Source organism: Clostridium kluyveri DSM 555, from assembly GCF_000016505.1.
Classification (GTDB): Bacteria; Bacillota; Clostridia; order Clostridiales; family Clostridiaceae; genus Clostridium_B; species Clostridium_B kluyveri.
Genome location: NC_009706.1, coordinates 2,032,684 through 2,059,463, shown reverse-complemented (window position 1 = coordinate 2,059,463; position 26,780 = coordinate 2,032,684). Strand labels below are relative to the sequence as shown.

Annotated in this window: 54 protein-coding genes; 48 read left to right on the top strand and 6 right to left on the bottom strand. The window is 34.1% G+C overall.

Annotation, left to right across the window (positions count from 1 at the left end):
* Positions 1-7 precede the first annotated feature (7 nt).
* Positions 8-310: a helix-turn-helix domain-containing protein gene (locus CKL_RS09885; protein ID WP_012102351.1), complete on the bottom strand. Its 303-nt coding sequence runs from the start codon at positions 308-310 to the stop codon at positions 8-10.
* Positions 311-491: 181 nt separating this feature from the next.
* On the opposite strand from CKL_RS09885, the gene CKL_RS09880 reads away from it, so the two are divergent.
* Positions 492-707: a helix-turn-helix domain-containing protein gene (locus CKL_RS09880; protein ID WP_012102350.1), complete on the top strand. Its 216-nt coding sequence runs from the start codon at positions 492-494 to the stop codon at positions 705-707.
* Positions 708-831: 124 nt separating this feature from the next.
* Here CKL_RS09880 and CKL_RS20295 read toward each other — a convergent pair whose 3' ends face one another.
* Positions 832-1,008, bottom strand: coding sequence for a hypothetical protein (locus tag CKL_RS20295; protein WP_012102349.1), 177 nt, complete (start codon positions 1,006-1,008; stop codon positions 832-834).
* Between the two features lie 124 nt (positions 1,009-1,132).
* On the opposite strand from CKL_RS20295, the gene CKL_RS09870 reads away from it, so the two are divergent.
* Positions 1,133-1,318 (top strand): toxin-antitoxin system HicB family antitoxin, encoded by a 186-nt coding sequence (locus tag CKL_RS09870; RefSeq protein WP_012102348.1) that lies wholly within the window; start codon positions 1,133-1,135, stop codon positions 1,316-1,318.
* The gene (locus CKL_RS20775) at positions 1,318-1,455 is read left to right on the top strand and encodes a hypothetical protein (RefSeq protein WP_012102347.1); all 138 of its coding nucleotides are present in this window, start codon (positions 1,318-1,320) and stop codon (positions 1,453-1,455) included. Before CKL_RS09870 ends, CKL_RS20775 begins: the two co-directional genes overlap by 1 nt.
* On the opposite strand, the gene CKL_RS09865 is transcribed toward CKL_RS20775, so the two are convergent.
* Both CKL_RS09865 and CKL_RS09860 read right to left on the bottom strand, forming a co-directional pair.
* Positions 1,439-1,618, bottom strand: a complete 180-nt coding sequence (locus tag CKL_RS09865) for a hypothetical protein (RefSeq protein WP_012102346.1) — start codon at positions 1,616-1,618, stop codon at positions 1,439-1,441. The genes CKL_RS20775 and CKL_RS09865 overlap by 17 nt on opposite strands.
* A 6-nt stretch (positions 1,619-1,624) precedes the next feature.
* Positions 1,625-1,945, bottom strand: a complete 321-nt coding sequence (locus CKL_RS09860; RefSeq protein WP_012102345.1) for a helix-turn-helix domain-containing protein — start codon at positions 1,943-1,945, stop codon at positions 1,625-1,627.
* Between the two features lie 185 nt (positions 1,946-2,130).
* On the opposite strand from CKL_RS09860, the gene CKL_RS09855 reads away from it, so the two are divergent.
* The 38 genes from CKL_RS09855 to CKL_RS09715 all read left to right on the top strand — a co-directional run bounded on the left by CKL_RS09855 (position 2,131) and on the right by CKL_RS09715 (position 18,243).
* On the top strand, positions 2,131-2,373 hold the full coding sequence (locus CKL_RS09855; protein WP_012102344.1) for a helix-turn-helix domain-containing protein: 243 nt from the start codon (positions 2,131-2,133) through the stop codon (positions 2,371-2,373).
* Between the two features lie 101 nt (positions 2,374-2,474).
* Positions 2,475-2,990 (top strand): helix-turn-helix domain-containing protein, encoded by a 516-nt coding sequence (locus CKL_RS09850; RefSeq protein WP_012102342.1) that lies wholly within the window; start codon positions 2,475-2,477, stop codon positions 2,988-2,990.
* Between the two features lie 11 nt (positions 2,991-3,001).
* Positions 3,002-3,172 carry a hypothetical protein gene (locus CKL_RS20770; protein ID WP_012102341.1) on the top strand — a complete coding sequence of 57 codons (171 nt, stop codon included), beginning with the start codon at positions 3,002-3,004 and terminating at the stop codon, positions 3,170-3,172.
* The gene (locus CKL_RS09845; RefSeq protein ID WP_012102340.1) at positions 3,169-3,381 is read left to right on the top strand and encodes a hypothetical protein; all 213 of its coding nucleotides are present in this window, start codon (positions 3,169-3,171) and stop codon (positions 3,379-3,381) included. The genes CKL_RS20770 and CKL_RS09845 overlap by 4 nt, the downstream gene beginning before the upstream one ends.
* The gene (locus CKL_RS20765; RefSeq protein WP_012102339.1) at positions 3,382-3,534 is read left to right on the top strand and encodes a hypothetical protein; all 153 of its coding nucleotides are present in this window, start codon (positions 3,382-3,384) and stop codon (positions 3,532-3,534) included.
* A 6-nt stretch (positions 3,535-3,540) separates the two neighbouring features.
* Positions 3,541-3,963 carry a hypothetical protein gene (locus CKL_RS09840; protein WP_012102298.1) on the top strand — a complete coding sequence of 141 codons (423 nt, stop codon included), beginning with the start codon at positions 3,541-3,543 and terminating at the stop codon, positions 3,961-3,963.
* Between the two features lie 27 nt (positions 3,964-3,990).
* On the top strand, positions 3,991-4,242 hold the full coding sequence (locus tag CKL_RS09835; RefSeq protein WP_012102297.1) for a sigma factor-like helix-turn-helix DNA-binding protein: 252 nt from the start codon (positions 3,991-3,993) through the stop codon (positions 4,240-4,242).
* A complete protein-coding gene (locus tag CKL_RS09830; RefSeq protein ID WP_012102338.1) occupies positions 4,239-4,424 on the top strand; it encodes an aspartyl-phosphate phosphatase Spo0E family protein in 186 nt (61 codons plus the stop codon). Before CKL_RS09835 ends, CKL_RS09830 begins: the two co-directional genes overlap by 4 nt.
* 4 nt (positions 4,425-4,428) lie before the next feature.
* Positions 4,429-4,551, top strand: a complete 123-nt coding sequence (locus tag CKL_RS21550; protein ID WP_265873540.1) for a hypothetical protein — start codon at positions 4,429-4,431, stop codon at positions 4,549-4,551.
* A 13-nt stretch (positions 4,552-4,564) separates the two neighbouring features.
* Positions 4,565-4,714, top strand: a complete 150-nt coding sequence (locus tag CKL_RS20760; protein ID WP_155814025.1) for a hypothetical protein — start codon at positions 4,565-4,567, stop codon at positions 4,712-4,714.
* A gap of 12 nt (positions 4,715-4,726) precedes the next feature.
* Positions 4,727-5,128: a YopX family protein gene (locus CKL_RS09825; RefSeq protein ID WP_012102295.1), complete on the top strand. Its 402-nt coding sequence runs from the start codon at positions 4,727-4,729 to the stop codon at positions 5,126-5,128.
* Between the two features lies 1 nt (position 5,129).
* Positions 5,130-5,270: a hypothetical protein gene (locus tag CKL_RS20755; RefSeq protein ID WP_012102337.1), complete on the top strand. Its 141-nt coding sequence runs from the start codon at positions 5,130-5,132 to the stop codon at positions 5,268-5,270.
* A 3-nt stretch (positions 5,271-5,273) separates the two neighbouring features.
* Entirely contained in the window at positions 5,274-5,510 is a 237-nt protein-coding gene (locus CKL_RS09820; RefSeq protein ID WP_012102294.1) for a hypothetical protein, read from the top strand.
* 190 nt (positions 5,511-5,700) lie between these two features.
* On the top strand, positions 5,701-5,940 hold the full coding sequence (locus CKL_RS09815; RefSeq protein ID WP_012102293.1) for a hypothetical protein: 240 nt from the start codon (positions 5,701-5,703) through the stop codon (positions 5,938-5,940).
* 2 nt (positions 5,941-5,942) lie between these two features.
* The gene (locus tag CKL_RS20750; RefSeq protein WP_012102292.1) at positions 5,943-6,119 is read left to right on the top strand and encodes a hypothetical protein; all 177 of its coding nucleotides are present in this window, start codon (positions 5,943-5,945) and stop codon (positions 6,117-6,119) included.
* Positions 6,120-6,121: 2 nt separating this feature from the next.
* Positions 6,122-7,015 (top strand): recombinase RecT, encoded by an 894-nt coding sequence (locus CKL_RS09810; protein WP_012102291.1) that lies wholly within the window; start codon positions 6,122-6,124, stop codon positions 7,013-7,015.
* A complete protein-coding gene (locus CKL_RS09805) occupies positions 7,015-7,809 on the top strand; it encodes a PD-(D/E)XK nuclease-like domain-containing protein (RefSeq protein WP_012102290.1) in 795 nt (264 codons plus the stop codon). Before CKL_RS09810 ends, CKL_RS09805 begins: the two co-directional genes overlap by 1 nt.
* 40 nt (positions 7,810-7,849) lie before the next feature.
* Positions 7,850-8,788: a phage replisome organizer N-terminal domain-containing protein gene (locus CKL_RS09800; RefSeq protein WP_012102289.1), complete on the top strand. Its 939-nt coding sequence runs from the start codon at positions 7,850-7,852 to the stop codon at positions 8,786-8,788.
* 12 nt (positions 8,789-8,800) lie between these two features.
* Entirely contained in the window at positions 8,801-10,135 is a 1,335-nt protein-coding gene (gene dnaB / locus CKL_RS09795) for a replicative DNA helicase (RefSeq protein ID WP_242649492.1), read from the top strand.
* A gap of 3 nt (positions 10,136-10,138) precedes the next feature.
* Positions 10,139-10,306: a hypothetical protein gene (locus CKL_RS20745; protein ID WP_012102287.1), complete on the top strand. Its 168-nt coding sequence runs from the start codon at positions 10,139-10,141 to the stop codon at positions 10,304-10,306.
* Between the two features lie 65 nt (positions 10,307-10,371).
* On the top strand, positions 10,372-11,199 hold the full coding sequence (locus CKL_RS09790) for a DNA adenine methylase (protein WP_012102286.1): 828 nt from the start codon (positions 10,372-10,374) through the stop codon (positions 11,197-11,199).
* 14 nt (positions 11,200-11,213) lie between these two features.
* Positions 11,214-11,618 carry a hypothetical protein gene (locus CKL_RS09785; RefSeq protein WP_012102285.1) on the top strand — a complete coding sequence of 135 codons (405 nt, stop codon included), beginning with the start codon at positions 11,214-11,216 and terminating at the stop codon, positions 11,616-11,618.
* Positions 11,619-12,101: 483 nt separating this feature from the next.
* A complete protein-coding gene (locus CKL_RS09775; protein ID WP_012102283.1) occupies positions 12,102-12,830 on the top strand; it encodes a hypothetical protein in 729 nt (242 codons plus the stop codon).
* Positions 12,827-13,009 (top strand): DUF6877 family protein, encoded by a 183-nt coding sequence (locus CKL_RS09770; RefSeq protein ID WP_012103625.1) that lies wholly within the window; start codon positions 12,827-12,829, stop codon positions 13,007-13,009. Before CKL_RS09775 ends, CKL_RS09770 begins: the two co-directional genes overlap by 4 nt.
* 4 nt (positions 13,010-13,013) lie before the next feature.
* Positions 13,014-13,430, top strand: a complete 417-nt coding sequence (locus tag CKL_RS09765; protein WP_012102282.1) for a DUF1064 domain-containing protein — start codon at positions 13,014-13,016, stop codon at positions 13,428-13,430.
* Positions 13,423-13,905 (top strand): putative metallopeptidase, encoded by a 483-nt coding sequence (locus CKL_RS09760; RefSeq protein ID WP_012102281.1) that lies wholly within the window; start codon positions 13,423-13,425, stop codon positions 13,903-13,905. The genes CKL_RS09765 and CKL_RS09760 overlap by 8 nt, the downstream gene beginning before the upstream one ends.
* 18 nt (positions 13,906-13,923) lie before the next feature.
* Positions 13,924-14,049, top strand: a complete 126-nt coding sequence (locus tag CKL_RS21545) for a hypothetical protein (protein ID WP_278184159.1) — start codon at positions 13,924-13,926, stop codon at positions 14,047-14,049.
* A 14-nt stretch (positions 14,050-14,063) separates the two neighbouring features.
* Positions 14,064-14,207 (top strand): hypothetical protein, encoded by a 144-nt coding sequence (locus tag CKL_RS20740; RefSeq protein ID WP_155814024.1) that lies wholly within the window; start codon positions 14,064-14,066, stop codon positions 14,205-14,207.
* Positions 14,204-14,533: a MazG-like family protein gene (locus CKL_RS09755; protein ID WP_012620541.1), complete on the top strand. Its 330-nt coding sequence runs from the start codon at positions 14,204-14,206 to the stop codon at positions 14,531-14,533. The genes CKL_RS20740 and CKL_RS09755 overlap by 4 nt, the downstream gene beginning before the upstream one ends.
* A gap of 8 nt (positions 14,534-14,541) precedes the next feature.
* Complete coding sequence (locus tag CKL_RS09750; RefSeq protein WP_012102279.1) at positions 14,542-14,853, top strand: hypothetical protein; 312 nt, start codon at positions 14,542-14,544, stop codon at positions 14,851-14,853.
* Positions 14,854-15,016: 163 nt separating this feature from the next.
* Positions 15,017-15,334: a hypothetical protein gene (locus CKL_RS09745; protein WP_012102278.1), complete on the top strand. Its 318-nt coding sequence runs from the start codon at positions 15,017-15,019 to the stop codon at positions 15,332-15,334.
* Positions 15,335-15,712, top strand: coding sequence for a DnaJ domain-containing protein (locus CKL_RS09740; RefSeq protein ID WP_012102277.1), 378 nt, complete (start codon positions 15,335-15,337; stop codon positions 15,710-15,712).
* Between the two features lie 23 nt (positions 15,713-15,735).
* Positions 15,736-15,897: a hypothetical protein gene (locus CKL_RS20735; RefSeq protein ID WP_155814023.1), complete on the top strand. Its 162-nt coding sequence runs from the start codon at positions 15,736-15,738 to the stop codon at positions 15,895-15,897.
* 22 nt (positions 15,898-15,919) lie between these two features.
* Complete coding sequence (locus CKL_RS09735; protein WP_012102276.1) at positions 15,920-16,120, top strand: hypothetical protein; 201 nt, start codon at positions 15,920-15,922, stop codon at positions 16,118-16,120.
* 24 nt (positions 16,121-16,144) lie between these two features.
* On the top strand, positions 16,145-16,759 hold the full coding sequence (locus CKL_RS09730) for a hypothetical protein (RefSeq protein ID WP_012102275.1): 615 nt from the start codon (positions 16,145-16,147) through the stop codon (positions 16,757-16,759).
* Between the two features lie 48 nt (positions 16,760-16,807).
* Positions 16,808-17,263 carry a hypothetical protein gene (locus CKL_RS09725; protein WP_012102274.1) on the top strand — a complete coding sequence of 152 codons (456 nt, stop codon included), beginning with the start codon at positions 16,808-16,810 and terminating at the stop codon, positions 17,261-17,263.
* A gap of 130 nt (positions 17,264-17,393) precedes the next feature.
* Positions 17,394-17,840, top strand: coding sequence for a helix-turn-helix transcriptional regulator (locus tag CKL_RS09720; protein WP_012620539.1), 447 nt, complete (start codon positions 17,394-17,396; stop codon positions 17,838-17,840).
* A 118-nt stretch (positions 17,841-17,958) separates the two neighbouring features.
* Entirely contained in the window at positions 17,959-18,243 is a 285-nt protein-coding gene (locus tag CKL_RS09715; protein WP_012102272.1) for a hypothetical protein, read from the top strand.
* 395 nt (positions 18,244-18,638) lie between these two features.
* On the opposite strand, the gene CKL_RS09710 is transcribed toward CKL_RS09715, so the two are convergent.
* Complete coding sequence (locus CKL_RS09710; RefSeq protein WP_012102271.1) at positions 18,639-18,929, bottom strand: hypothetical protein; 291 nt, start codon at positions 18,927-18,929, stop codon at positions 18,639-18,641.
* Positions 18,930-19,174: 245 nt separating this feature from the next.
* Between CKL_RS09710 and CKL_RS20730 the strand changes: the two genes are divergently transcribed.
* Together CKL_RS20730 and CKL_RS20725 are read left to right on the top strand one after the other, a co-directional pair.
* Positions 19,175-19,336 (top strand): hypothetical protein, encoded by a 162-nt coding sequence (locus CKL_RS20730; protein WP_172634758.1) that lies wholly within the window; start codon positions 19,175-19,177, stop codon positions 19,334-19,336.
* A 7-nt stretch (positions 19,337-19,343) separates the two neighbouring features.
* A complete protein-coding gene (locus tag CKL_RS20725) occupies positions 19,344-19,499 on the top strand; it encodes a hypothetical protein (protein WP_172634757.1) in 156 nt (51 codons plus the stop codon).
* Here the strand turns inward: CKL_RS20725 and CKL_RS09705 are convergent.
* Entirely contained in the window at positions 19,496-19,723 is a 228-nt protein-coding gene (locus CKL_RS09705) for a DUF2188 domain-containing protein (protein WP_172634756.1), read from the bottom strand. The two genes, CKL_RS20725 and CKL_RS09705, sit on opposite strands and share 4 nt — an antisense overlap.
* A 117-nt stretch (positions 19,724-19,840) precedes the next feature.
* Between CKL_RS09705 and CKL_RS09700 the strand changes: the two genes are divergently transcribed.
* The 5 genes from CKL_RS09700 to CKL_RS09680 all read left to right on the top strand — a co-directional run bounded on the left by CKL_RS09700 (position 19,841) and on the right by CKL_RS09680 (position 26,780).
* Complete coding sequence (locus tag CKL_RS09700; protein WP_012102269.1) at positions 19,841-21,823, top strand: NACHT domain-containing protein; 1,983 nt, start codon at positions 19,841-19,843, stop codon at positions 21,821-21,823.
* A gap of 78 nt (positions 21,824-21,901) precedes the next feature.
* Positions 21,902-22,684 carry a phage terminase small subunit gene (gene terS / locus CKL_RS09695; RefSeq protein WP_012102268.1) on the top strand — a complete coding sequence of 261 codons (783 nt, stop codon included), beginning with the start codon at positions 21,902-21,904 and terminating at the stop codon, positions 22,682-22,684.
* Positions 22,674-23,945, top strand: a complete 1,272-nt coding sequence (locus CKL_RS09690; RefSeq protein WP_012102266.1) for a PBSX family phage terminase large subunit — start codon at positions 22,674-22,676, stop codon at positions 23,943-23,945. The genes terS and CKL_RS09690 overlap by 11 nt, the downstream gene beginning before the upstream one ends.
* Entirely contained in the window at positions 23,936-25,456 is a 1,521-nt protein-coding gene (locus CKL_RS09685; RefSeq protein ID WP_012102265.1) for a phage portal protein, read from the top strand. Before CKL_RS09690 ends, CKL_RS09685 begins: the two co-directional genes overlap by 10 nt.
* The gene (locus CKL_RS09680; RefSeq protein ID WP_012102264.1) at positions 25,449-26,780 is read left to right on the top strand and encodes a hypothetical protein; all 1,332 of its coding nucleotides are present in this window, start codon (positions 25,449-25,451) and stop codon (positions 26,778-26,780) included. Before CKL_RS09685 ends, CKL_RS09680 begins: the two co-directional genes overlap by 8 nt.

Sequence of the window (26,780 nt, the reverse complement as noted above, 5' to 3'; positions counted from 1 at the left end):
TTTCGGTTTATTTTAGAGATTGTATGAATTTAGATAGTAATTCTAATTGCTCTGGGGTAAGGTCTTTAGCTCCGTCTACTAACTCTTTAAGATCTGGAGTCAACTTAAGTTCAGTTTCACCTATAAGCTCTGAAAGAGTTATATTTAAAGATGACGAAAATTTAAGCAGAGTTTCAAGAGAAGGATTCTTATTTCTACCGTTGACTATATCGCTTATGGTTGATTGAGCTACTCCAGAAAGTTTACTCAATTTATATGTACTAATATTAAATTTATCTATAAGTTCAGAAAGTCTAGTTCCAAAATTCATAACAAAGGCTCCTTTAAGTTACTTCGGTATACTTAATTATAATTTTATATGTTTGTTATAGTAAGGTCAAGATAATTAAAGTAAATGAGAGCTAAACAGTTTAAATACTTAATTATACCGTTATAATTAGTTTGAAATACTTAGCTATACCGATATAATTAATAGTATAGGAGGTAATTAAATGTTAAGTGATAATTTAAAAAAAATAAGAGAAATAAAAGGTATCACTAAATATCGTCTTTCTAAAAAAAGTGGTATATCTCAATCCTATATATGTGAAATAGAATCTGGTAAATATACTAATCCATCAATAGATATAGTTTTAAAACTTGCTGAAGCCCTAGAAATATCAATAAGCGAACTTTTGGGGTTAAGCGAAGTAAAGGAGGTCGTGTGATGAACAATTTAGAGCAACAAGTTAAAGAACTACAGCAAAGGGTAGCTGCACTTGAAGAGCAAGTTCAAGGACAGCCAACCAAGGATTAGATTTTAAATCCAATCCTTAAAGCTAAAGGTAGAATTCAATCTTCTTTAACTTCAATATTTCCATTTTCTTTTTCAAAGTTTTTAATACATTGTTCAACTAAATATTCTATCTGCATGGAAATGGAACGTTTATTTTTATCAGAAATATATTTTATTTTTTTAAAATTTTCTTCTTGTAACCTTAAAGTGAATTGTCTTTTATCTGTAGCCATTTTAACACCTCGTAATGATAGCAGTATGACATCATAATAACATTTTTTTAGAAATATTATAAGAATTATATTGACAACAAAGTGAATTCACTTTAAAATATAAAATATAGGAGGTGAAATCATAGTGAATTCATCAAAGAGAAATCAAACTACATTAAGAATACCTAAAGAACTTGATGAAAAACTAACAAACAAAGCTAAAGAATTAGGAGTATCTAAAAATGCGTATATATTAATGTTAATAACGAACTTTTATGATAAACCTTTATTTAATAAAGAAACAGAGCTAATCCAAAAGGAGGTCGTGTGATGAACAATTTAGAGCAACAAGTTAAAGAACTACAGCAAAGGGTAGCTGCACTTGAAGAGCAAGTTCAAGGACAGCCAACCACAGAAGAAATTGTTAAGATAATCGCTGAAAAATTGAAATCTAGCTTTCTTCTTTAGATTTTAATTCTTCATATCTTCTAAGTAAGTCTACGCAAACTTTTGCAGATGTTTCACAGATAACTGTAGAAAGACCTTTATATGGGTCATTGTCAGGGTTTGGGTTTTTAGCTTTAATTTCTTGTAGGTAATCAGTAATTAATTTTTCAAAATCTACGGACATAATTATTCACCTCCCTTCCTTGATAGCTTTGATTATTGATTGTATAGCTTCAAGTTGGGAAGGAGTTAAATCTTTAGCACTGTTTAAAAGTTCTTTGAGTTCGGAAGTGAGAACTATATGTTCTGAATTATCATCATTGAAAAATTCAGAAAGAGTTATAGAGAAAAAATCACATATTCTCATAATGGTATCAAATTGAGCAGTATTAACATTATTTTCTATTCTGCTTAGTTGACCTTGAGATATACCAAGTTTAGCTGATAATTTAACAGCAGTTACGTTATTTAGTTTTCTTAATTCTCTAATACGAGCACCTAAATCAAACATATTATCACCTGTACATTAATATTCGTAAGAAGCATATTTATATAATCTAATGATATAAGAGATTAAGAGATATTGCAAGGGAAATGGACATAAATCAATTTTATATGCGTATAAAAGATATTTTTATATTGACAATATGCCTAAAACGCATATAATTAAATTATAAGTAGCAGGAGGTGACAGCAATGAAAGTAGGAAAAAATATTCGTAACATTCGAATTCAAAAAAATATAACTCAAGAAGAACTAGCAGAAATAACAGGTATTGAGCAATCAATTATAAGCCGGTATGAAAACGGAATTATAATACCACCTATACCGAAGTTAGAAGCAATATCCAAAGCCCTAGAAGTACCGATAAGTAAGCTACTAGAGCTAGAGGAAACCGAAATAAAAAAAGGAAGTAGTATAGCCAACTCATTTAGTTAACTTAAATATATCAAAATTTGATGTAGATACAAATATGTAAAAATCTACATTTCAAAAAATATCTATCTAAAACTCTACAGCGAAGGGAGGTGACATAAAGAATGATAGGAACTGCGATAAAAGAAGCCAGGGAAGAAAAAGGAATGACACAGCAGGAATTAGGTCAGATGAGTTTTTTATCAGACAAGACAATTTCAGCAATAGAAACAGGCAGAAGAAATCTTACAAAGGATAATTTAAGAATTATATGTAAGGAGTTGGACAATCCCTTCATATATTTTCAAGCTGCTAGTGAAGTGACAGGAGATGTATTTAATATTAATTGGCTGGATGGAGAAGCTGCTGATTTGCATAGGGCAGCAGTAAGGGAAAAAGTGGTAGAAGAATTTGACGAAGCAATACAGGCTATATCTTTGGTCAAAACTTCTAAAAATCCAAAGACTTGCACTATGGAAGATGTTCAAAACATAGTTGAAAGTATTCAAGAAACCATAGATGTATATAACGCAAGTGCAATCTATATAGCAGTCATGTGTAAAGAATTTAATTTAAACATTCAGGAAATGTTTAAAGTTCAGAAAGAAAAGCTCATTAGTAGAAAATACATCAAAAGATAGGAGGTACTTATATGTATTCAGCAGTTGTATCACTACCGAAGGACAGGACAGAACTTGTTAAAAAGTTTTCTATACTACTTGCGGATGCTGTATCCGAGGAACTCACGCATGAGGAGCTTGGGTATTTAATCTCTGAATTTGATAGGAGGCAGGGAAGCAAAGGAAGGCAGGCGACAAAATGACCAACTCAAGAAAAATTAAAATGGGTGTATTTGCAGGGGAGCAGGTAACACGCAGGGAATTGGCTCAAACTATTATTCAAGAACTGAATTACCCGCATGAAAATATTGATTACTATACTAACAATTTAGGAAATTTACCCTTAGATGAATATTCCAAGGAATTGGAGAGTATGGAACGACCATGCAGGAGGAGAAGGAGGGGAGTATAAATGGATTTAAGTAAATTATCTGTTGATGATTTAAAAAACGCTATTTGGACCTATAACAATGGTATGGTTCCAATTGGAGGACTAGATGTAGAAAGGTATCGTATGGAACTTATCCTTAGAGGTGAAAATGGCAAAGGATATAGAGAGGAGTAGGAATAAGTGAAGTATATAGATAAAAAGGGCAAGGAAGTATTTGTTAGCCAGGGCTTAGGAATGAAAGAATATGGTTCATTTAGAAAGAGTAAAGCAGGAGGACTTCACCGTGTAAAATCCCCAATGATGCCAATGGCTTCATCCAGAGAAGAAGCTCAAAAGAACTTGGATTTATGGGCTAGGAAAAATGGATTGAAGGCAGTTGAGGAGGTAAAGAAGATGTTTGATGCTACTGTGGTAAAAGGATACAACAGACTAAATGATGCAGACAAGGAGCTTTTCAAAAGATTTTGCAAAAAGTTTTATGATGTATGGGAATTCCCAGAGCAACATGCACCAGTGAAAATACAAAGAGTGGAGAATTATTTAAAAGTAACCCTAAAGGATGGGGTATGGTTGCACATTACTAAGGATTGTGAGTGGTATTAGATAGGGAAAAAGAGAGGAGGAAGAACAGTGAAGGAAAATTGGTATGCGCTTCTAATAGCTTCACAACGTCCAGTTGGTGTAGAACAGGCTTTTAGAATAATGAATGGGGATTCAATAGGAAGGAAGAAGAAATATTCCAAATTCACACAAGATGATATTGAATGTATGGAAAGTCTGAAAAGTGAAGGATACACATATAGGCAAATTGGAAAAGTATATGGCATATCAAGGGATGCTGTGCGTTCAAGGATTAATAGAAGAAAGCAGGTGCAGTCATGACCATAGAAGCTGCTAGAGATAAGTTACATGAATGTATGGATTTATATGACTTATCAGATATTAGAACTTTAGAGGCTAGTCAAGAAATGGACGAGTTTGTTAACGAAGAAATGAGAAAAATGATGGAGGGGAAGAAGGGGAAGTATGACACAGCTAGGAGTTCAAGTATTAGGAGTTTATAGCCTTATGGCAGTTATTGCACTAGCTATATATCACACAATCAGATTTAAAAGAGAAGATGACACAGAGAATCAATTAACCATAGTTGTTCTAATACCTGTAATTATATTCTTGGCAAATGTTATTTAAAGGAGGCCAATAGATGAGGGATAAGGAGTTTGTGAAGCTGCAGAAGGAAAACAAAAAGCTTAGGGAACTTTTAAGGGAAGGTATTCAACTTGCGGAAATTTGCGTGGAAAAGGTCAAGTGTCAGGAGGATGTGTACAAGCCGTTGGAGATTAAGAAGAGTTAGGAGGTGTAACAGATGCAAAGAGAACTTAAGTTTCGTGCATGGGATAAGCAAAATAAGTCTATGGAAGAAGTAGAGCTTTTAGGAGACGAAGTACTAAGGATTAAACATGCTGAATGGGAGAATAGAGAAGATTTTGAGGTTATGCAGTATACAGGTTTGAAAGATAAGAAGGGCGTAGAGATTTATGAGGGCGATATTATAGAAATAGTAAATAACTTGAATGAAGTAACTAAAAAGACTAACACCCATAATGCTATAGTTAAATACAAAGAAGGGTCGCTTGTGGCTACATGGCAAGATGAATTTGTTGGTGAAATTTTTAACTACTTTAATAGTTATAATACACCCATAGTTACCTTTGAAGTTATAGGCAATATCTACGAAAATCCAAGGCTCTTAAAGGAAGGTGAATAACATGGATGCACTTACAGTAAAGAAGCTTAGAGAGTGCCAGCTGGATAACAACGGAGAACTTTATGATCCGGTATCTGGAGAGACTTTTAAGGATATTGATGAACTGACAGTTGAGGAAGTAAAAATATTTATGGAGGGATAGGAGATGTGGATTAGAAGTCAAGATAGAAAGCTTTTGGCAGATATAAAAGCAATTGGGGCTTATAGTATTGAAATAAGAGCAAGTATAGGCGGAAATAGAGCCGATACTGGACCTCTAGGAGAGTACGAAAGCGAAGAAAGAGCTGTTGAGGTATTGGATGAGATACAAGAGAGCTTATGGGATTGTTTAAATGTTGATGAGAATGTTATTGCTAAAGTATACGAAATGCCAGAAAAGTAAAAAACGCCCTCGCCAAAGGGCACAAAATTAAAACTTCATTATCCCCATTCTACACCGGAATGGGGGAAAAATCAAATATTAGAGGAGAGCATGATAAGCGATTTCTTTATATACTATGTAGCAGTGTAATTTATGTGAGTAGGATTTATTGCTTCTATAGAAAAAGTAAATAGTTGTGGAGGGGTAGAAATTGGAGAAATTGTATCCTGAAGAATTAGAAATTTATGATAAAGATGCCACCGACAAATATATGCTTATAGGATTTTTAAAGAGTATCAGGAACGACAATAGTATTCATATTAAATCCTATGCAAAAGATGTCGGCAAGAATGATGATGACTATAAAAGAGGATATTACAAAGGTTTTAGAGATGTAGCAGAAATTCAAAACAGACTTATAGATAATTTTTTAAAGGAAATGGAGGTATAAGTATGTTACCAGATTGTTGTTATGATTACAGATATGAGGCTCCACAGGCACAAATAATAACAGTATGCGACATATGCGGAGAGGATATTTGTTCAGGGGATTCTTATTATAGGATCGGAAATAGAGAAATATGTAGTGATTGTATAGATGAATTTAAAGAAATAGCAGAGGAGGAATAAACGTGGGTAATCTAATAAATGGTAAGCCTGTGGAAGTGAAAAATATTCTGGCGAATGTAAATGTGCAAAAGAGATTTCAGGAGATTCTAGGTAAAAAGGCTGCAGGGTTTATGGCGAGTCTCATAAACGTATCTAATGGCAAATTAAAGGGGATAGAGCCTTACAGCGTTGTATCTTCCGCAATGATAGCAGCAACTTTGGATTTACCTATAGATCCTAATCTAGGCTTTGCATGGATAGTTCCTTATAAAAAGAAAGCACAATTTCAGATGGGATATAAAGGTTTTGTGCAATTGGGTTTAAGAACAGGGCAATATAAGAATATAAATGCTATCAGTATTTATAAGGGACAACTAAAAAGCTGGAATCCTCTTACAGAAAAGATTGAACTTAATTTTGAAAATAAGGAAAGTAATGAGGTCATAGGATATGCTGCATATTTCAGCTTGGTTAGTGGTTTTGAGAAATATGTTTATTGGAGTAAAGAAGAAGTAATAACCCATGCAAAGAGATTTTCTAAAGCATTTAATGATGGTCCTTGGCAGACAAATTTTAATAGAATGGCTGAAAAAACAGTTCTTAAAAATACTCTAAGTAAATGGGGTATTTTAAGTATAGACATGCAATTGGCACTACAAGCAGACCAGGCGGTAATTAAGAAAGGTGTACTTGATGGTGAGCCTGTGGAGGTAAACCTAGATTACATTGATAATCCTGATAGTATAGATACAGAATTTGAGGAAGTGGATTCTGAAAAAGTTACGACTAAACTTGATGATAAGTTTAAAAAAGCTAATAAAGATTCTGCACAAGATAGGAAAAAAGATGATACCCCTTCAGAAGATATGCAAGAAGATTTATTTAAAGGTACACCTTTTGAAGGAGCTGATGAGTAATGGAAGCTACACTTATAAAACTTACAGATGAAAATTACTTTTCTCAGGAAGCCAACCAACAATATATGTCAGTATCACAATTTAAAGCTTTCGGCGGCTGTGAAGCAGCTGCCCTGGCTTCCCTGAATGGAGAATGGAAAGAGGAAGAGAGTACAGCATTATTAGTAGGAAGTTACTTCCACAGTCATTTCGAAGGAACGCTGGATAGATTCAAACAGGAACATCCACAAATATTTACAACAAAAGGGGAACTTAAAGCAAATTATAGACAGGCTAATGAAATGATAAATTGCCTAGAAACAGATGAATATTTTAATCAGGCTTATGTTGGAGAAAGAGAAAAGATATTTACTGGAGAATTGTTCGGAGTCCCATGGAAAATCAAAGTGGATTTATTAAATCTTGAAGATGGGTATTTTATAGACTTGAAGAGCACTAGAGATTTCAAGGAACAAAAAGTGGAACATGATGAGGAATATGAATGGGTTACATTTGTGGAAAGATGGGGTTATTTAATCCAAATTGCTGTGTACAAAGAAATTTTAAGACAAAATATAGGAATTAATGACTTAGAGGGTTTTATAATTGCTGTAACCAAACAAAAACCACCCGACAAGGTAATACTGGGTTTCAGGCCAGAAGATTATGAAATAGGCATGAATCAGGTTGAACGGAATATAGAGCGTGTTTTACAAGTTAAGAATGGGCTTGTGAAGCCTACAAGATGTGGTAAATGTGCTTATTGCAGAAGTACAAAGAAACTAGATAGGACTTTCCATTATTCAGAGTTTTAGAAATTAGAAACAAATTTATTTTAGTAGAAAAGGTGAGATTATGGCAGAAGTTAAGTGGATTAAAATAAGTACAGCAATGTTTGATGACGAAAAAATTAAAATAATAGATGCAATGCCTGAACATGATACTATATTTTACATTTGGATGCGTCTTTTGGTACAGGCAGGCAAGACAAATGCAGGAGGGTATATATTCCTTGCAGAGGATATACCCTACACTGATGAGATGTTATCGGCAATCTTTAATAGACCTCTTAATACTGTAAGACTTGCCTTGGATACTTTGAAAAAATTCGGAATGATTCAAAGGTCCGAAAACAACGATTTAAAAATAACTAATTGGGACAAACATCAAAATGTGGAAAGTATGGATAAAATCAGAGAAGGAAATAGACTTAGAAAACGAAGGCAAAGGGAAAAAGAAAAACAGCAGGAGTTACTGGAAGAGCCAAAAAACAGTGAAGAAAACGTGACAGAAGGAGAGGAAATTGTGATGTCACAAGATAGTCACGAAATGTCACGTGACAGTCACGCTATAAGAGAGAGAGAGAGAGAAGAAGATCTAGATCTAGATAATAAGAGAGAGAGAAGAGAGAAAAAAGATCTCTCTCTCGATAATAACGCTTTAGAACTTTGTAAATATTGGGAAGTTCTGAAACCAGGTGAAAATATAACTGCACACTTGGCAGCTTTAAAGATATTTATAAACACTTATGGCTATGACTGGTGCAAAGAAGCAATGCAGATTATGGTCAAGAACAAAAATAAATTTATTTTAAGCTACATGGAGAAAATTTTAAAAAATTGGCTTGTGGAAGGAAAAAGTGAGGAATGTGGAACTTCCAAGAAAGAAAAGAATGCTCCTAAACCGCCATCTTACAAGGTTGTAAATCAAGGGTGTTGCCCTGTTTGTGGAGGTAAAGGAGTGGTGAGACAAAACAATGAATGGGTGGAATGTCCTAAGTGCAGGGGAGGTTAGAAATTGAATAACGTGACAGCTTTGCCAAGTAGTATTGAGGCCGAAAGGGGAGTTATAGGCACTATACTAAACAATAATCAGGCCATGGACATAGCTCTGGAATTAATTACGCCTGAAGATTTTTACAGAGAAAATCACAAGGTGATATTTAAAGCTCTAGTGAATTTGCATGAAAAAAATGCAGCTATGGACCTGTTAACAGTGAGTGAGCAGCTGAAAGACGGGCTGAAAGAAATCGGGGGAATTACTTACCTGTCACAGCTTATGGGAGCCTACACTCCGACTTCAAACGTAAAAGAGTACGCCTTGATAGTAAAAGACAAAAGCAATAAAAGAAAAATAATAAAAATAGCCAATGAAATGATGCTGGATGCCTGCAATAACTCTAGTGTGGATGATATTTTAAATAAAGCAGAAAGTAAGATTCTGGATATAAACAGCTATAAGGATTCAGAGATAGTCACGGCCAAGACAGTTGCTATGAATGCCTATGAAAAAATAGAAGAAAATTACAATAAGGGCGGAGGATTGGCAGGCCTGGCAACTGGCATAAAGTCCATAGATAACATGACTGGAGGACTGGAACCAGGGGACTACGTGATACTTGCGGCAAGACCCAGCATGGGTAAAAGTGCCATGATGCTTGAAATATCTGAAAACGTGGCAAAACAGGGTAAGTCAGTGTTGGTATTTAGTCTTGAAATGACCAAAGAAAAACTGATGAACAGATTGTTTTCAAGTCTGACAAAAATACCACTTGAGAGAATAAAGACCGGAGAATTGACTTCACCTGAGTGGAATAAACTTGCTAGTGCTGCCAATTTCATATGCCAGCAGAAATTATACTTTGACGATAAAGGTGGCCAGACGGTAAATGAAATACGTTCCAAATCCCGAAAAGCCAAGCTGCAATATGACCTGGATTTAATCGTAATAGACTACATTGGGAAAATACAGGGACAGGGTGAAAACAGGAATCAGGAATTAAGCAGGATATCAGATGCACTAAAGAATCTGGCTAAAGAACTAAAAATACCAATTGTAGTTTTATGCCAGTTATCTCGTGCACCGGAGGCCAGATCGGACCATAGACCTATGCTTTCGGATCTAAGAGAATCAGGGTCAATAGAACAGGATGCAGATATAGTTATTATGCTGTACAGGGATGAATACTATAACGCAGAAACAGAGGAAAAAAATATCATGGAAGCTATTGTAACTAAGAGCAGGGATGGAAAGACAGGAACTGTTAAATTGTATTGGGATGGCAATACCCAGAGGATTAGAGAACTGGACTATGTTCATGAGGGGAGTTATAACCCTGAAATATTTGGAAGAGGGGAATAGTAAATGGTAAATAGGTGGCAGATTTATAATTACCTGAAGGGTGGAAGCAATGAAATAAGCGTGAAAGACATAGAAAGGGCTCCAGTAGAAGAACTTAGGGAAGGCTTAATAGAGTTTATATTATACAAGCGTTTAATAATGCGTGAGGAAAAAGAGAGAGCAATGAGATAGTTTTTAAAGGTGCCGAGCATAATTACAGGATGCGAGAATTTGTTAGAAAGTGAGGATGGTGGATAGTGAAACTTAAGAATTTAACCAACATAAAGTGGATTGGCGGCAAACATGGCAAGGAAGAACGGTACCTGGAGCTTATGCCTAAACATAAAATATTTGCGGACTGTACTTTTGGAAGTGGGGCTGTGACTTTTTACAAGAGTGTTAAGTCTCCGGCCAAAATAACAGTTGTCAATGATAAAAATGATGAGCTTATAAACTACATGCTTGTTTTAAGGGATAGACCGGAAGAATTATTTCATGCATGTGATGGGCTGCCATACAGTGAAGCTCTTTATAAAAAATACAAATGGGACCCCCTACCTGAGGACAGTTTAGAGAGAGCTGTCAGGTTCTTCTACAAGATGCGATTGACATTCTCAGGAGGAGGCCACAAGTATAGAAATGGATTGGGACTTTCAAAGACTCAGGACAAGGCTGGGACTTACAGGTCCGCAGTTAACTTAATACCTAAGATGGCCCAAATAATCAAGACATGGAATATACTCTGCAGGGATTTTCAGGAGGTAATTGATTTCTACGATACGGAAGATACATTGTTCTTCCTGGACCCACCCTATGTAGGCTATGAAAATATTTATGCAGGTGGATTTCAACCAGAGGACCATTTGAGGCTAAGAAGGAGACTTGAAAAAATAAAAGGCAAAGCCATGGTTTGTTATTATCCGGATCCATTGATTGATGAATTATATTCCGGATGGTACAGGGTTGAATACAATACAGCTTCACAGATTGAGGTCAGAAGTGATGGAGACAAGTGTCCGGTCCGGACTGAATTAATTCTCATGAACTATAAGCCTCAGGTAGAGGAGCAGATGAAAATTGTTTGATTGAGGTGATAAAAATGGCAGTTGCATTCGAAAGAAAAAAAGAAGATTTGGACTTTATAAGAGACAACTGGGAAATCATACCTAAGAAGGATATGGCGAAGAAATTGGGGTGCAGTGCTTCGCTTGTGAGCATGATAGGGGCTGAATTAGGTTTACCCATACAACGTAAATTACCTACACTTCCCAGGGATTCATTCTACACTACGGAGAGTATTCGGAGGATGAAGAAGGATTTTAGGCTAGGGGAGAAGATAACTCTAAAAGTGGGAATCAGTCGTGGAAAATATAAAGTCATAAAAGGTATCGTGGCTGATAGTACAGATTACCTTGTGCTAGTTAAATGGAAGAAGAATGAAAACAACAGACGGGAAAGTTTTAGGTATGCGGAGTTCTGTGTGGGAGAGGTGCAGGTTGTATGATTTATAAATCCAAATATTCCACAATGTTTGAATGCCCTCATTGTGGCCATAAAAATAAAATGCCATGCAACTTTTGTGCAAAATGTGGAAAGAAGTTAATTAAAAATAAATGTCTGCACTGCTGGAGGAGTAGCAAGAAAGTCATTAAAAACACTGCTCAAAGTTGTGATGAATGCAATGTAAATAAGTTTAGTCCCAAAGGATTGTATAAATAACAGCCAATTCAAGCCATAGGCATAGCAAATTCAAAAGGAAAGGGGACAAGTAGTATAATTAATCGTCTTGAAATTAAGATAGGTTTAAAAAGGCTGTATTAGAGTTTTAGAGTAATAGTGTAGTAGGTGAGAAAGATGAAAAAGAAAAGTCCTAAGATGTGCAATCATTACTGGAAAAGTGTTGGCAAAACTAGGTCGGGTGGAATTATTAAAAGATGTTTGATATGCGGTGAATATTGCATTGTTAAATAAAAAGGAGTGAATATTAATGAGCTATAAAGAAAAGTGCTTTGAATATTTTAGCAGTAACAAAGGACAAGAAAAAGGAGATTTATTAAAAGGTGCAGTTAGTAAATTTGGAATAACTAGGTTGACAGCAGAGAACTATTACTCCAGGTGGAAAGCTCAAAATCCAAGTTCCGTTGATGAGGTGGCAGAAAAAGCAGCAGATTATATTTTTGGAGAAGGTGAAGAGGAAGAAATAGAAAAGAAACCAAATTTAACAGATGAAATGATACTTGAGGAATTGAAGAAAAGTGGCTTTAGCTATCCTTCGATAAGTCCCGGAACAATTAAATGCATTGCAAATAAATTTAACTTGGAAGAGCATACTGCAAAATTCAGGTTGGAGGAATTGGCTAAGAAAAGAAAAACCAAAGAAGAAAATAAAAAATTAGAGGTAACAAAGATGACAGAGGATGAAATAAATGAGTTGTGTGAAAATACTAAGTTTGAAAAAGAGACTGCTGCTGTGAATAATAAGCCAGCGAAGCCAGCTGATAAATCGGCGAAGGACTGCGAAGGACCGGCGAAAGATTCTAAGAAAAGATTGAAAATAGTTAGATTGGAAGGCGAAAAGTTAAGTTTTTCTATAGAAGGCAAATATGTTACTTTGTATACGCCACAGTCCAAAAGTATAGATGTAAAAATAGAAGATTTAAAAGATATAATTGCAGAAATTCAGGAATTTATGGAGCTTAAGGAAGTGGTTATGTGAGGATAGAAATTAAATCCATGGAAGATTTGAATAGAAATTTAAACAAGTTGCCAATTCAAGCTATAGAGGATATAAATAAAAGAATTACCGATTGGATGAGTGGAGAAGGAAGTAGCATTGATGATCCATACATTAAGCAGCAGCTTAGATATGCGGAAAATCTGGTGAATAGAAGGTGATGGCATGAGAAGTAAATATAATGCTAAAAAATCAATGGTTGACGGAATAACCTTTGATTCTAAAGATGAAGCCAGGTATTATGAATATCTGAAAAAACTTAAGGCCAAAGGTGAAATAGAAAATTTTGAATTGCAGCCTAAGTTTACTCTTATACCGGCTTTTGAATATAAGGGCAAAAAGGAAAGACCGGCTACGTATACTTTGGATTTTTTAATATACAACCTTGATGGTACGGAAACTTATATTGATGTTAAGGGTGATAGTACACCACAAGGAGAGCTTAAATTTAAAATGCTTAAATATCTTCATCCAACTATGGATTTCAGGTGGGTTTCAAGAAGCCTGAAGTACAGTGAAAGTGGCTGGATAGACTTCAAGGAGTTGAAGAAAAGAAGAAGGGAGAGTAAGAAAAATGCCTAGAATAAAGATAATTGATGACCGCACTGGACATGTGAGAGAAATAGAATGTTCGGGATTTAATTTGCAGTATGTTCAGTCCACTGGAAATGGGGTAATACAAAAGATAAGAGAATTGAATAACGGAAAATATGATTCTAGACATTGGATAAAGAATGAATTCTATGCTCCTCTAGCTCAAAAAATAAAAGACAAGTTCAAAGAGAAGGTTCCTGAATTTACAAGTGTAAATATAAATAAGATTTTATTCATTGAGGATACGGACTATATGGGAGATGAATTAAAGCGTGATGATGATGTCATGTGGATTAAGAAAGCTCCAAAGCAGCTTACAATTCTTACAGGTTATGAATTCATCATTGAAAGCAGAGAATTCTGGACGGAGAGAATCTCTAAAGAACAGATAATTGCGTTGATTTATAGCTGCCTAAAGCAAATAGATGGGGACAAACTAAGAACACCTGATGTAAAAGGATAGAAAGAGATAATAGGGACCATGGGTTATGGATGGGAAACTACCATGAGTCCAATACCTAACATACTTGATGGGTTTGATGATAGTGATTTCAGTATGCTTAAAAAGGCAGATAGGCAAGTAAGTATATTTGATAAAGCTAATTGAAAGAAGTGTGATGTATGGATAAATCCAAGAAGGAACAAATAGATAGACTAGAAAAGAGCTTGCAATGCCTAAAAGAAAAGCTATTACCAGATAGGCCAGAACAGTATAAAGCTATGGCTTCTGGATATATAAGACAAATTGAAGAATTGAGAAGGTGAACACATTGAAACTAAAGCTAATGGTGCTTAGAAAACTAATAGACCGCAAAGGTAATAAAATAGACCACAGGACAATGACCTGGCAGGATTGGAAAAAGAAAGTTTTGGAGGAAGCAGGAGAGCTGTGTGAAGCTCTCTCCTCTGGAGATAAGAAAAAGATAATGGAAGAGGTGCTGGACGTTATTCAGGTGGGTATAGGAATCTTGGCCAAGCTTTTTAGAGAGAATTTTGACATAGTCCAGGGATTCCATAGGCATAATAAAAAGTTGGTTGACAGGGGTTGTGAGGCTTGTGCAGAGGTTAATTTTAATGCAAGTAGGAAGTAGGTGTAAATATGGAGTTAAAAAACGTCTTATTCATATACCATGATATGGATAAAGATATCAATAATTCTTTAAAAAAGCATATAGCTGATGAATCAAGTTTAAGTATAGATGAAATGAAATTTAAAGACATTGCAACACCAGACAATGTAATGTCTATTGAAAATGGCTTTGAATTTATATGGGATGATGAAATAGGAGGGACTGTAAGAATTACATTTGGGGAGCTTGGTGGTCAACATATTTGTATAGAGGCTGAATATTCCTGGGATGCTGTTCAATTGTATGGATTAATTGATCAGTGGCTAGAAGTTGATTCGTGATACAAATACTTTGTAATAAAACTAAACACCGGGGATAAATAATCCCCGGCATAAGGATTAATTATGTTACACATACATTAAAACATAATTACATAATGGAACACAAAGATAGTATGTGCAAAATTGGATTTATTATACATGGGAATTTAAAGAAGGTGAGTAGATGACTATAATAAAAACTATTCAGCAGCAGAGAATATTGAAAAAAATTAGAATTAAATATAATCCAAATAAGAGAATTCAGTATGTATTTGTTTTTAGAAATAAAGGATATTATTTTAAGAATATAAAGGAAACATATCTTGGGTTATTCAAACTTATTTTATCTGTTGTTGGAGTTATAATTACAGCACCATTTTTAATTATATGGGGTATAAAAGGGTGTTTGACAAGTTTGTTACCATATAGCTTGGTTTATACTAGAAAGCATCTAAAGGATGATCCTTTGGTTGTAAGCGTTAAATTGAAGGAAGGTGATTAGATGAATGCCAATGAAGCCTTTAAGGTTTTAGGAATGGAAAAAAAGTTTCCGATATCAGAAGAACAGCTTTCAAAAGCATATAGAGCTAAAGCAAAAGAGGTTCATCCTGATATTACAGGGAAAGATGAAGAAATGAAAAAAGTTAATGAGGCTCATGAATGGTTAAAAAATAATTTAGCAAAAGTCAATAAAGCAAATACACCCAATGAAGCAAATACAAAAAATGAAAGTGGAAATAATCTTAACATATTAGATATTGCAGCAGATGATTTTGTTAAGCGTTATGAAATGGCCTTTACAAGAGAAATGAAAAGGAAAACCATATATGATTTTTTAAATACGGTAGATAAGATAAAGCTTTTTAGAAATGTTAAATAGATGATTATGGAAAAGGTGAGTAGATGGAACATTTAATAAAATTAGGGTATGTGTTTTTGGGAGCATGGGTTCTGTTGAGTATAGTTGGGATAATAGGCCTTTATGTAGTTGTTAGGAATTGCAGGAAGGAAAGTGCTAAGAGTTATAAGAATTTTAAAAAGGAATGGGACAGGCATGGGAGGTAAATAAGTTAAGGAGGAATAGCTTATGTGCCAATATTGTGACGGTGAATATGGAAAAAGCATTCTTGTAAATAAAAGCCCTGACAGTAAAGAAACACAACCTAATGAAGCTGTAATATTTCAACTGAAAGGTGATAAACCTAGAATAGTATTATTTAGGCATAGACTTGCACAAGGACATTTTAAGATAAAGTATTGTCCTATATGCGGTAGAAAGTTAGTTTAAAAAGAATGGGCATGGAGGGATTGTATGGAAGTAATGGCAGAACGTAAACATATAGATTTGACCAAACACTGCAAAACGAGATATGTAGAAAGAGTGAAAGGTATAACTGGTAACTTTGCTGTCCAGGAATATGTGGCAGCCAATAATGAACGTATAATACAGGATGTAAATAAGATATTTACTTATTCTGATTTCTTAATAGAGGACCGGATTGGTGAGGATAAGGTAGTCAGGAGATTTTACGTGAAGGATGATATACTCCTTGTTTTGAGTAAAGATGAATCAGTAATTGTTACACTTATTAAAGTAGACTTTGGGTTCCCTGGGAAAACCAATAGAAATATTGTTAAGGATCTTCTGATGGAAATAAATTTACTGAAGGAAGATTTAGAAGAAAGTGAAAGATCCATAGTCGATTATGTAAATGCCAAAACTCTGGAAAGAGAAAGGTATTTTGATAAAATCCAATTGCTGCAGGAAGAAATTAATTCTCTTAACCTAACCATAAAACAAATTGATGTTGATATAGAGAAGAAAAAGGAAAGTACTAAGGTTCCGAAGCTTAAAATAAAAGAATATGTCAATATGATTTGTAATTCCAGGGCTTTTAAGGATGATTTGAAGCAGATGGGTAAGTGAGGGGTTAGAAATTAGACATAATTAAATAAGTACATGGGAGGGAACTGTATGTTGGACAAAGAAACATTTAAAAGAACAGAAGGTAAGCTGTATGGCTATTTTAGGGATTTGAAAGAGATGGAAGCTTTGGAATTGGAATGTAAAGACCTGCAGGATCAGGAGGAAAGTATCCAGTGGGATATAAAGCACTCGAGTGAAAAGGAAGATGCAAAAGAAATTAAGGAGCTTAAGAGTGAACTAAAATATGTAAATAGAAAATTCCGTAAGAATATGTCCAGGATAAGGCAGTTAAAAAGAAATACAGCTCTGTTGAAGAAAGTCCTGACAGTCCCTCCACTATCAGAAGAAATTATGCAATTTATTATTTATAAGTACAAGCTAAACAAGGGTGTTGGGTGGATAGCAAATGAAATGTATGGTGGCGTGAGAAGCACTGCCTATAGGTGGCGAGAGGATATACTGGAGGATATTGTTAAGTGGGAAGGGGTGTATGGTAATAGCTGAAAAATAATGCTGTTGCCTTTTTTAATCTTAAAAAATCTTGAGACAAAAATAGGACAAAAATGAGACAAATTTGAGACAAAAATAGGACAAAGTTGGGACAAAATACATTAAGAAATAGTATATAATATAAATGAAATTCAAAGAATTCAATTTGGTAAAAATAAAACATGTCCACTTTTATGGTTTGGGTGAACTATATTCTTTTTTAGGAGCTGATGATTTGAGAGCTGTGTTAAATAAAGAAGAAGTTAAGATTTTGTATTTAGATGGGTTAACAGCCCCTGAGATTGCTAGAAAATTAAATATTAAAAAAGATACTGTAGAAAAATGCATCCAAAGAAATTTTAGTAATTTAAAATGTGAACATAGGGTTGCCTTAACATGTAGACGAGAGGTGGTAAAGGCAGTTAACTATGAAGCAAATAAATATATAGGTGATAGTGCGTTTGTAAAAAAGAATAGGTCTATATATAAAACGAATCCTGACGGGGATATAGTAATAAATAAAGAGGTTGCTCCTGTAGTTACATGGGACACTCCGAGAAGATTGGCAAATGAAAATAAAGTTAAATTTTAATTTTAATACCCTCTTAAAATAAACCTCTGGCTCCAGGGTTAAATGGGGCCTTGCTTTTACTCAAAGGAAATAGTACTATATATTAGGATAATATTAAAGAGGATGTATGGGGGAAAATATGGACATTTCTTTTGAGAAAGCATGTAATATCATAGATAATAATAAAATAGAGAGAGTATTCTGCATAGAAGATTTCAAGGAAGAAGATTGGGGAAAACCCAAAAGTAAAGGTGTAGCAGAATCAACGATTACACTTTTCGAGTGTGGGTGTGACGTTGGCGTAAAGTCTATTGCTCCAATGGTCACGATAACGGAAGATGGAGTTTTGGATATTAGTTTTACGAATAAAGAATTGATTTTTAATTTTAATGGTGGCATGAAATATAGAATTATTCTTTCTTAAGTATACAGGTTTGGCTATAGCCTAAAGTATAGCTACCAATGCGGGAAACCGCAAATAAAATAAAACTATATATGTGTATGTCAGAGATAGGCACTGTTAATGCAGTGTCTATTTTGCATTGTTTACAAATAGTTGTCACATAGGACATTGGATTGTAACAAGTAATGTATATAATAAAAAAATGGCTTATAAATTAGGTTCCCACCAAATGTAAATTTAAGTCTGTGTCTGTGGTTGCAGGGCACTTAAAACTTAAAATGCAACCGCCAGAAATTGATGTATCAAGATTCTATCCTTAAAAAATAATATTATTAAAATAAGCACTCATTATTTAGGGTGCTTATTTTTTATAATGATTAAATTAAGTATATTTATAAAGTGTAAAATATTTTTTATTACCAATACCAGTCGTCGTAGAAAAATATTAATGGCCAAAGAGGGAACCCACGTCTATGCCTTCTGCGTCTACGCCTACGTCTTCTACGACGTCTTTGTCTATATCCGGGATTGAAGTCATCATCAAAATTTTCATCAAAGTCTTTATCATAAGGATCTACATCTATATATTCATCTTGGATTGGTCCAGTATAGGGCATTGAGCAGTATGGGCAATACATGGAAGCTCCAAAGTCATAAGAATTTTCAACTTTGTCATTGGAGTTGTCATTAGAATCATTGATACTCATAGGTACCTCCGTAAGTTTGTTTACAATGTCATACTATGAGTAAAATATCAAATCTGTGAATAAGAGTTGAGAATCATTAGAGAGTGTATAAATATTAAAGTTAGAGCATATATATGAATATAAGTGTAACTAACCTCCAGATAGTTACTTGCTATGAGTATATCTGTTTAACATATCTCCTTTTTACACTAATATTTAAATTTCAGATATACTCTTCTTACGTAAAAAAGAAATAGGTGAGAGGTATGAAGATAAGAGAAATCTTAAAAGAAAAGCTTAACCAGGATAGAAAACTAAATAAAGACAAACCAGGGAGAGGCGAATACCTCTCCTTTTCTGATATAGAAAAATTGATACGGCATGAGTGCTACAGGAGGGTCAAGGGTGCTGTTAGGAGGGTGAGGTGAGAATATAATGGAGAGTATAGATGTGTTATCAGATAAATATACTAAAATAGTTGTTGAAACTGACGAAGAAAATCATACAACCATAGCTGAAATAACAAATGAAGATGCTGACGCAGCTAGTGGTTATAGGATAAGGCTAACTCCTAATTATGATAGAAATTAACCTTTTGGTGGAAAAGGATCATGTCTGTGGCTATCCTTGGATTGGATTTTATTATCCTTTCCATGGATAACTAATTCTGAATCTTGATTATTGGCTATTTTCCTAGCAATATTAACAGCTTCTTGTTTGGTGTTGGTAATTTTAGTTGCTTTAGAATTGCCTTCACCTTTTACATTCCAAGTGTTATCATCTTTATTATAAGTAACATGTTGATTTTTACCCACAGCAATCACCTCCTTCAATACCAATATTCAACATAAAATGTTAAATTCCTCTAAAATTTAGGAGGAATTTTGGGTTATTTTGTAGAAGGTTAATACAAACAAGGGGGTAAGCAATGTATGGAAGAATTTACAAAGATAGCAGTTACTGCTGGTATAAGTGAAATGATAAAATTAGTTATAAGTACATATATAAAGCCGCGGCTAGAACTACTAAATATTAATAATAAATTGGGCTTTGAAGATAAATTTAATGAATATATGGAGCGTTCGTATAATAGCAATTTATATATGAATACTATTGCTTTTAAAAATCAGCAAAAGACTATAGATGATTTATACATACCATTAAATGTATCAAAATGTTCAACAAATAATAAAGATAATGTTAGAATTTGTATAGATAGATATCATGATAATTTTGTACCACATTATAGCAAAGTTTTATTGGTAGATAGTGCTGGAATGGGGAAATCAACTATATTAAAATATTTATATCTGAGTATTATAAAAGAAAATAAGGGTATTCCGGTGTTAATAGAACTAAGAAAATTAAAAGTAGATACTTCTATAATTGATTTTATTGTTAGTGAAATTAATGGCATAAAAGAATATTTTAGTAAAAAGGAGATTTTAGATTTAATTGAAGAAGGTGGTTTCGTGTTTTTCTTTGATGGATATGATGAGATAATAGATGAAAACAAGAAAGAAGTTACAGAAAATCTACAAAATTTCATATCAAAAACTTCAACTACAAAAAATTTGAGTAATAATTTTGTGATATCATCTAGAGATGAAAATGCTCTCAGTTGTTTTTCAGATTTTCAAAGGTTTGATATAAAAGCATTAACTAAAAAGGAAGCATACGAATTAATTTGTAAATATGACAATAATGGAGAACTATCAAAAGAATTAATAAGAAGTCTTAATGGTGAAGAAAATTTAAGAATAATTGATGAATTTTTGGTAAATCCTTTAATGGTTTCATTACTTTATATAGCTTTTCAATATAAAAGGGTAGTTCCTTACAAAAAACAAATATTTTATAGGCAAGTATATGATGCTTTATTTCAGGATCATGATAGAACTAAAGGAGGAGCCTATGTACATCCTAAAAATAGCAAACTTGATATAGAGGATTTTCATAGGGTGCTTAGAATATTAGGATTTATTACATTAAGCAAAGGGATAAGTTATTGCAAGGAGGAGCTTATTAAAATAGTAAATAAAGCGAAATCAATGGCGGTAGGAATACAGTTTAAAGCAAATGATTTCATTTATGATATTGTTCATGCTGTTCCGATATTTATAAAAGATGGCGTTGAATATAGATGGATTCACAAGTCATTTCAAGAATATTTTGCGGCGAGTTATATTTGCTATGATTCAAAGGAGAAACAAGATGTGTATTTATGGACAATGATACAAGGAGAAAAAATATCTAAGTATTATAATGTATTAGATTTTTGTTATGATATAGATTATAAGGAGTTTAGAAAAGCAATAGTTTATCCAATTATAAAAGAGTTTATTGAATATTATGATAGTTCGTATACAGACAAAAAATATGAGAGTTATGATAGACGAGTGTTGGATATAAGAAAAAATATAAATTTTATTTATGATGAAGTTTATATAGGATTTTTTGATAAAGATAAATCGGGAAAAAGGTATATAAGCAGTGATATTTTTGAACAATGGGATAAGTCTAGGTTAAGTAAACGTCGCATTATACACACTAAGTATTTTAATATGGCAATTGGATGCTATAGCAAAGATAAAGATTTGGATGTGCTGATAGATTTATTGACTAGCAAAAATTCTTCTATAGTAAAGAGGGTTAGAAGTGAAGATGATTTAATTGATTTATATAGATCTGTTGAAAGTTTTGATAGTGATAAATATATATTAAGTATAGAAAATGAAAATACCACAAATGAAGAAGAAACTTTTGGTCTGCTTAATGAATTTTTAATTGTTTTCAACCATAGTAATAAGATTAATCTATCACGTGAAAAATATATATTCAATTACGATGAATGTGTTAAACTGAAGAATCAAATTGAAGAAGAATCTAGTTTTGAAGAAGATATATTTTTATAGTATTCAAAGAGCCCCCCAACAGGGCTCTTTCTTCATCCCCCAAACAAAACGAATGAGGCAGGTGGTGACAATGTAGAGATGCCGAGACAGAGAAGCCCGAACCGGGATAAAGCTAAACAAATGTACTTAGAATCGGGTAAAACACTATTATGTAAGGATATAGCAAAGGTTTTAAATGTTTCCGAAAGTCAGGTTAGAAATTGGAAAGCTCAGGATAATTGGGACAATAAAAATAAAGTTGCGCAATCAAACGGGAATAGTTGCGCAACTAAACGAAAAAAGGGCGGCCAACCACAAAATAAGAATTCAAAAGGTCATGTGAGCAGCGTACCAAAGGGAAACAAAAACGCTGAATCCCATGGCTTTTTTTCTAAGATTTTTCCGCCTGAAACAATGGAGGTGGTGCAGGATATTATGATTAAAAATCCTTTGGATATGCTCTGGGAAAATATAATAATTCAATATACGGCCATAGCAAGGTCTCAGAGAATTATGGATGTTAAGAGTAAAGAGGAAATGATTAAGGAACTTAAAAAGTCCAAGGTTAAGACTAAAGATAGAAGCACGCAGAAAACTTCCACTAATGAATCAGAAAAAGAATTTGAATATGAGTTCCAATTTGCATGGGACAGACAAGCCACATTCCTTAAAGCTCAATCAAGGGCTATGGCAGAGTTAAGGAGCCTTATCAAGCAACATGATGAGATGGTTCATAACAACCCAGACATGGCAACAGAAGAACAGAGGTTGAGGATGGAAAAGCTTAGGGCTGAGGTGGAGAAGGTTAAAAATCCTGATAAGGATAAAGGAAATGATGGAGTATTAAAAGAGATGCTGGAAGGTTTGAAAAATGAGTTATAAATATTCTCCTAAACAAAAGGATGTTGTGAAGAAATTATTAAATAATCAAATGGGCTTTATTAATATTCTTGAAGGAAGTGTAAGGAGTGGTAAAACATTTATAGTAAATCTAGCATGGACTTTATTTATACTGAATTCTCCGTATGATAAATTTCTCATGTCAGGTGAAAGCACTGATTCATTATATAGAAATGTTATAGGAGATATGATATATATTCTTGGCCAAAATAAAGCGTCTTATCAGGATAGTTCTAAAGGTGGAGCCCAACTTATAATAAATTATGATGGCAGAACAAAAATATGTTACTGCAGAGGAGGCTCCAAAGCAAATGACGAGGGGAAGATAAGAGGTATCACTATTGGTGGATGGATGGCTGATGAAATAACGCTGCATCATGAGAGTTTCGTTAAACAAGCATTATCAAGAATGAGTTTAAAAGGCGCAAAGGCTTTTTGGACAACTAATCCAGATAGTCCTTATCACTATATAAGAACTGAATATATTGATAAGTGCAAGGAGAATGAATATTGCCATTGGCACTTTGATTTAGATGATAATTTAACTTTAAGTGAGGAATATAAGGAAAATATAAAAAAAGCTTATTCGGGATTATTTTATGATCGATTTATCAAAGGGTTATGGGTAATGGCAGATGGAGTTATATACCCTGGATTTGATGAGAAAAAGCATTGTATATCAATAGATGAGGTTCCTAGAGACAATTTAATATTTTATATCCCATGCGATTATGGGATAACAAATCCCCACGTGTATTTGAAAGCCGCAGTTAGGTTGTATGAACATATACCACATATATTCATAGTTGATGAATATTATAACAAAGGTGATGGCGGTAGCCCTAAGACAGATAATTTATTCCTATCGGATTACAAAGATTTTGCTAAAGGTATAAAACCTAGAAACGTAATAATAGACCCATCAGCTACATCACTAATTAACTTATTTAGACAAGATGGAATATCCGTACTTGAAGCAGATAATACCGTAATAGATGGAATAAGTAATGTAACGACATGGCTCAATGATGAAAGAATTCATATAGTTAAGAACAGGTGTCCTAATCTCATAAAAGAATTTGAGTCTTATATATGGGATGATAAAGCACAAAAACATGGTGAGGATAAACCATTAAAGCAGAATGACCATGCTATGGATGCACTTAGATATTTAATCCAAACATTGTATCCAGTATCAAGTAGTGATTTATCTTTATTGAAAGGGGTGAGAATATGGGGTTAAAGTCTTTTATTAAAAGTGTAAAATTGAAACTGCTGAATCCGAAAGGTGAGCAGATGCGTATATCTGGTGGAGCTGCTACATCAACATATCAATTGGATAGTTCACAGGTGGATTATGAACTTGCAAGGCAATTATATCAGAATAATAATGACGACTATAAATTGGGTGCTCCTTTTGTAAGACCTATAATAAATTCCACTGTAGGTTTTATGGGGGTACCTCACTTTGACTGTGCAGATGAATCAGCACAGGAGATTCTTGATGATTTTATTCTTGATAATACCTCGCAGATGCTTAAGACACATACTGATGCCTTGAAACTTGGTGACAGCTATGTATGGATTACAAGGGAAGAGGTTGCCAATCCACTATACCCCGATAAACCTAATAGATTGGTTTATAATTTTATCCCTCCAGAGCAAATTAAGGATATATTACTTGACCCTACCACAGGGGAACCAACCGCATATATTTTAAAAAGCCATCAGGAATGGCAGGACATAGAGGGCAATAAATTTAAATGTGATATCACTCAAGCCATAACAGCTACTGAAAGGACTATACAAATAACAGGAGATACTCCAGAAGGTATACAAGCAGGTACAATACCTAATCCTTGGGGTTTCATTCCTATAGTGCATTTTAAAAATGAACCTGATGAAACACTAAAGTATGGGCAGAGTGATATTGAACCTATAGAACCATTACTAAAAGCCTATCATGATGTTATGCTTCATGCATTAAAGGGAAGCAAAATGCATAGTACTCCTAAATTGAAGATGAAACTTAAGGATGTTAAAAGTTTCTTGGCCAATAATTTTGGAGTTGAAGATCCAGTAAAGTTTGCAAAAGATGGTGGAAAAATAAACTTAGATGGACATGAGGTCTTATTTATGGCATCTGATGAAGATGCAGGATTTGTAGAGGTTAATAGTGCCACAGGTGATGCAAAGGTACTGTTAAGCCTCTTATTTTATTGTATTGTTGATGTTAGTGAAGTCCCTGAATTTGTATTTGGGGTACATACTCCAAGTGCTCTTGCCAGTGTAAAAGAGCAGATGCCTATAATGGCCAATAAGATAAGGCGTAAGAGGGAACAATTCACTGAACAATGGCGTATACTTGCAAGGATGGTACTCATAATGTCTGCTCAATCTGCAGGTGGTAATTTTGCAAGTTATGATGTTACCTTGGGGTGGGATGAAGTCACTCCTAAGGATAATAAGGAAAGTGCTGAAACTCTTAACTATATTGCAACTGCCCTTGAAACTGCGATTACAGGAGGATTTATTTCAGTGGAATCTGCTGCTAATTTCCTTTCAGGGTATGTTGATACCATGAGTGATTACATATCTAGTGATGAGGGTATAGTTGGTGAAAGGGAAAAGATAATTAAAGATAAGATGCTCAACTTTAGGATGCAGGATTCAGGCGGCCTTGATGATGAAAAGAAAAAGCTTGATGATGAAATAAATAATTTAAGTACTCAGGAGGGTACTGTAAATGAGTAAGGAAATAGACGATCTTAAAAAGACAGCAGGTGATTACAAAACATGGGCACTTAAGGCCAGAAGTAAGTATATAGACCTGAGACTTAACAATGAAACTGAAATAAGAGCATTGTATGTAAGACTTGTCCATGATATATCTAATGAGCTTAAAAAAGAAGGTACCTCTAAGATTAGGAGAAGACAACTGGAAACTCTCATTACTGCTCTTAAGAAACAGCAGGATAAACTGGAAGGCCAGCTCACTATGAATCTTGAAAAATATATCAAGGCAAATGCAGAAGCAGCTACAGAGTATGCAAAGGCCATAGATATTAAAGCAGTTCAGGAAGCTGGAGTATCTAAGGTATCTGCATCTAAGGTTAGAAATTTACATTTCAGTGCAAATCAACGAGCTATAGAAACCTGTTGGTCAAGAACTCATGAGGGTTTATACATTTCAGACAGGATATGGAGTAAATCAAAACATTACAGGGTCAATATGACTGAGATAATCCAGGGTGCAGTGGCTGAAGGGCAAGACTGTGTAAAGACTGCTAGGATGCTTGAGAAGTATGTAAAAACTGGCAAAAAAACATTGGCAAAACAGTATCCTAATATGATGGAAAGAATGGGAAGCAGGGTGCCAGAGGATATATGCTATGAATCTCTAAGACTTGCAAGAACCGAAATGACTGCTGCATACGGTGAAGCTACCATTCAAAGTGCTATGGTAAGCCCTTCATGCAGTGGAGTCAAATTTATACTATCAGGTTCACATCCCAAATATGATATATGCGACCATATATGTGGTGTTGATGAATACGGACTTGGAATTGGTTGTTACCCAGTTGATAAAGCTCCAGCATATCCCTTCCACCCGAATTGCCTCTGCGTAACACTTACAGTAAATGAAAACCCCAGTGATTTTGTTGACAGGCTTAAAAGGTGGAATAAGAATCCAGGAAGTGAACCAGGACTTGAAAGTTGGTATCAAAATATTTACAAGAAATCTTCCATGTATATTGATGATATCAGTAAAATACCTTATAATGGTATTAGGAGAATAGATAGCAAAGGTAAGATTCCGGCAGAAACTACACCTAATTCTATTATAGATAAGTTAAGTAAGGATGGCAAAGTTAATAATAGAACTATATATGACAATAAAGGGAAAATGAAAACACAAATAAATCCAACTAATCATGGAAATCCTAAGATGCACCCATATGGTAAAAACGGAGAACATGCACATGATATTATTTGGGAAAATGGAAAAATAGTTGGAAGACCTGCCAGAGAGTTAACTGAAAAGGAAAGGAAAATTCACAAGGATATATTGGAGTGA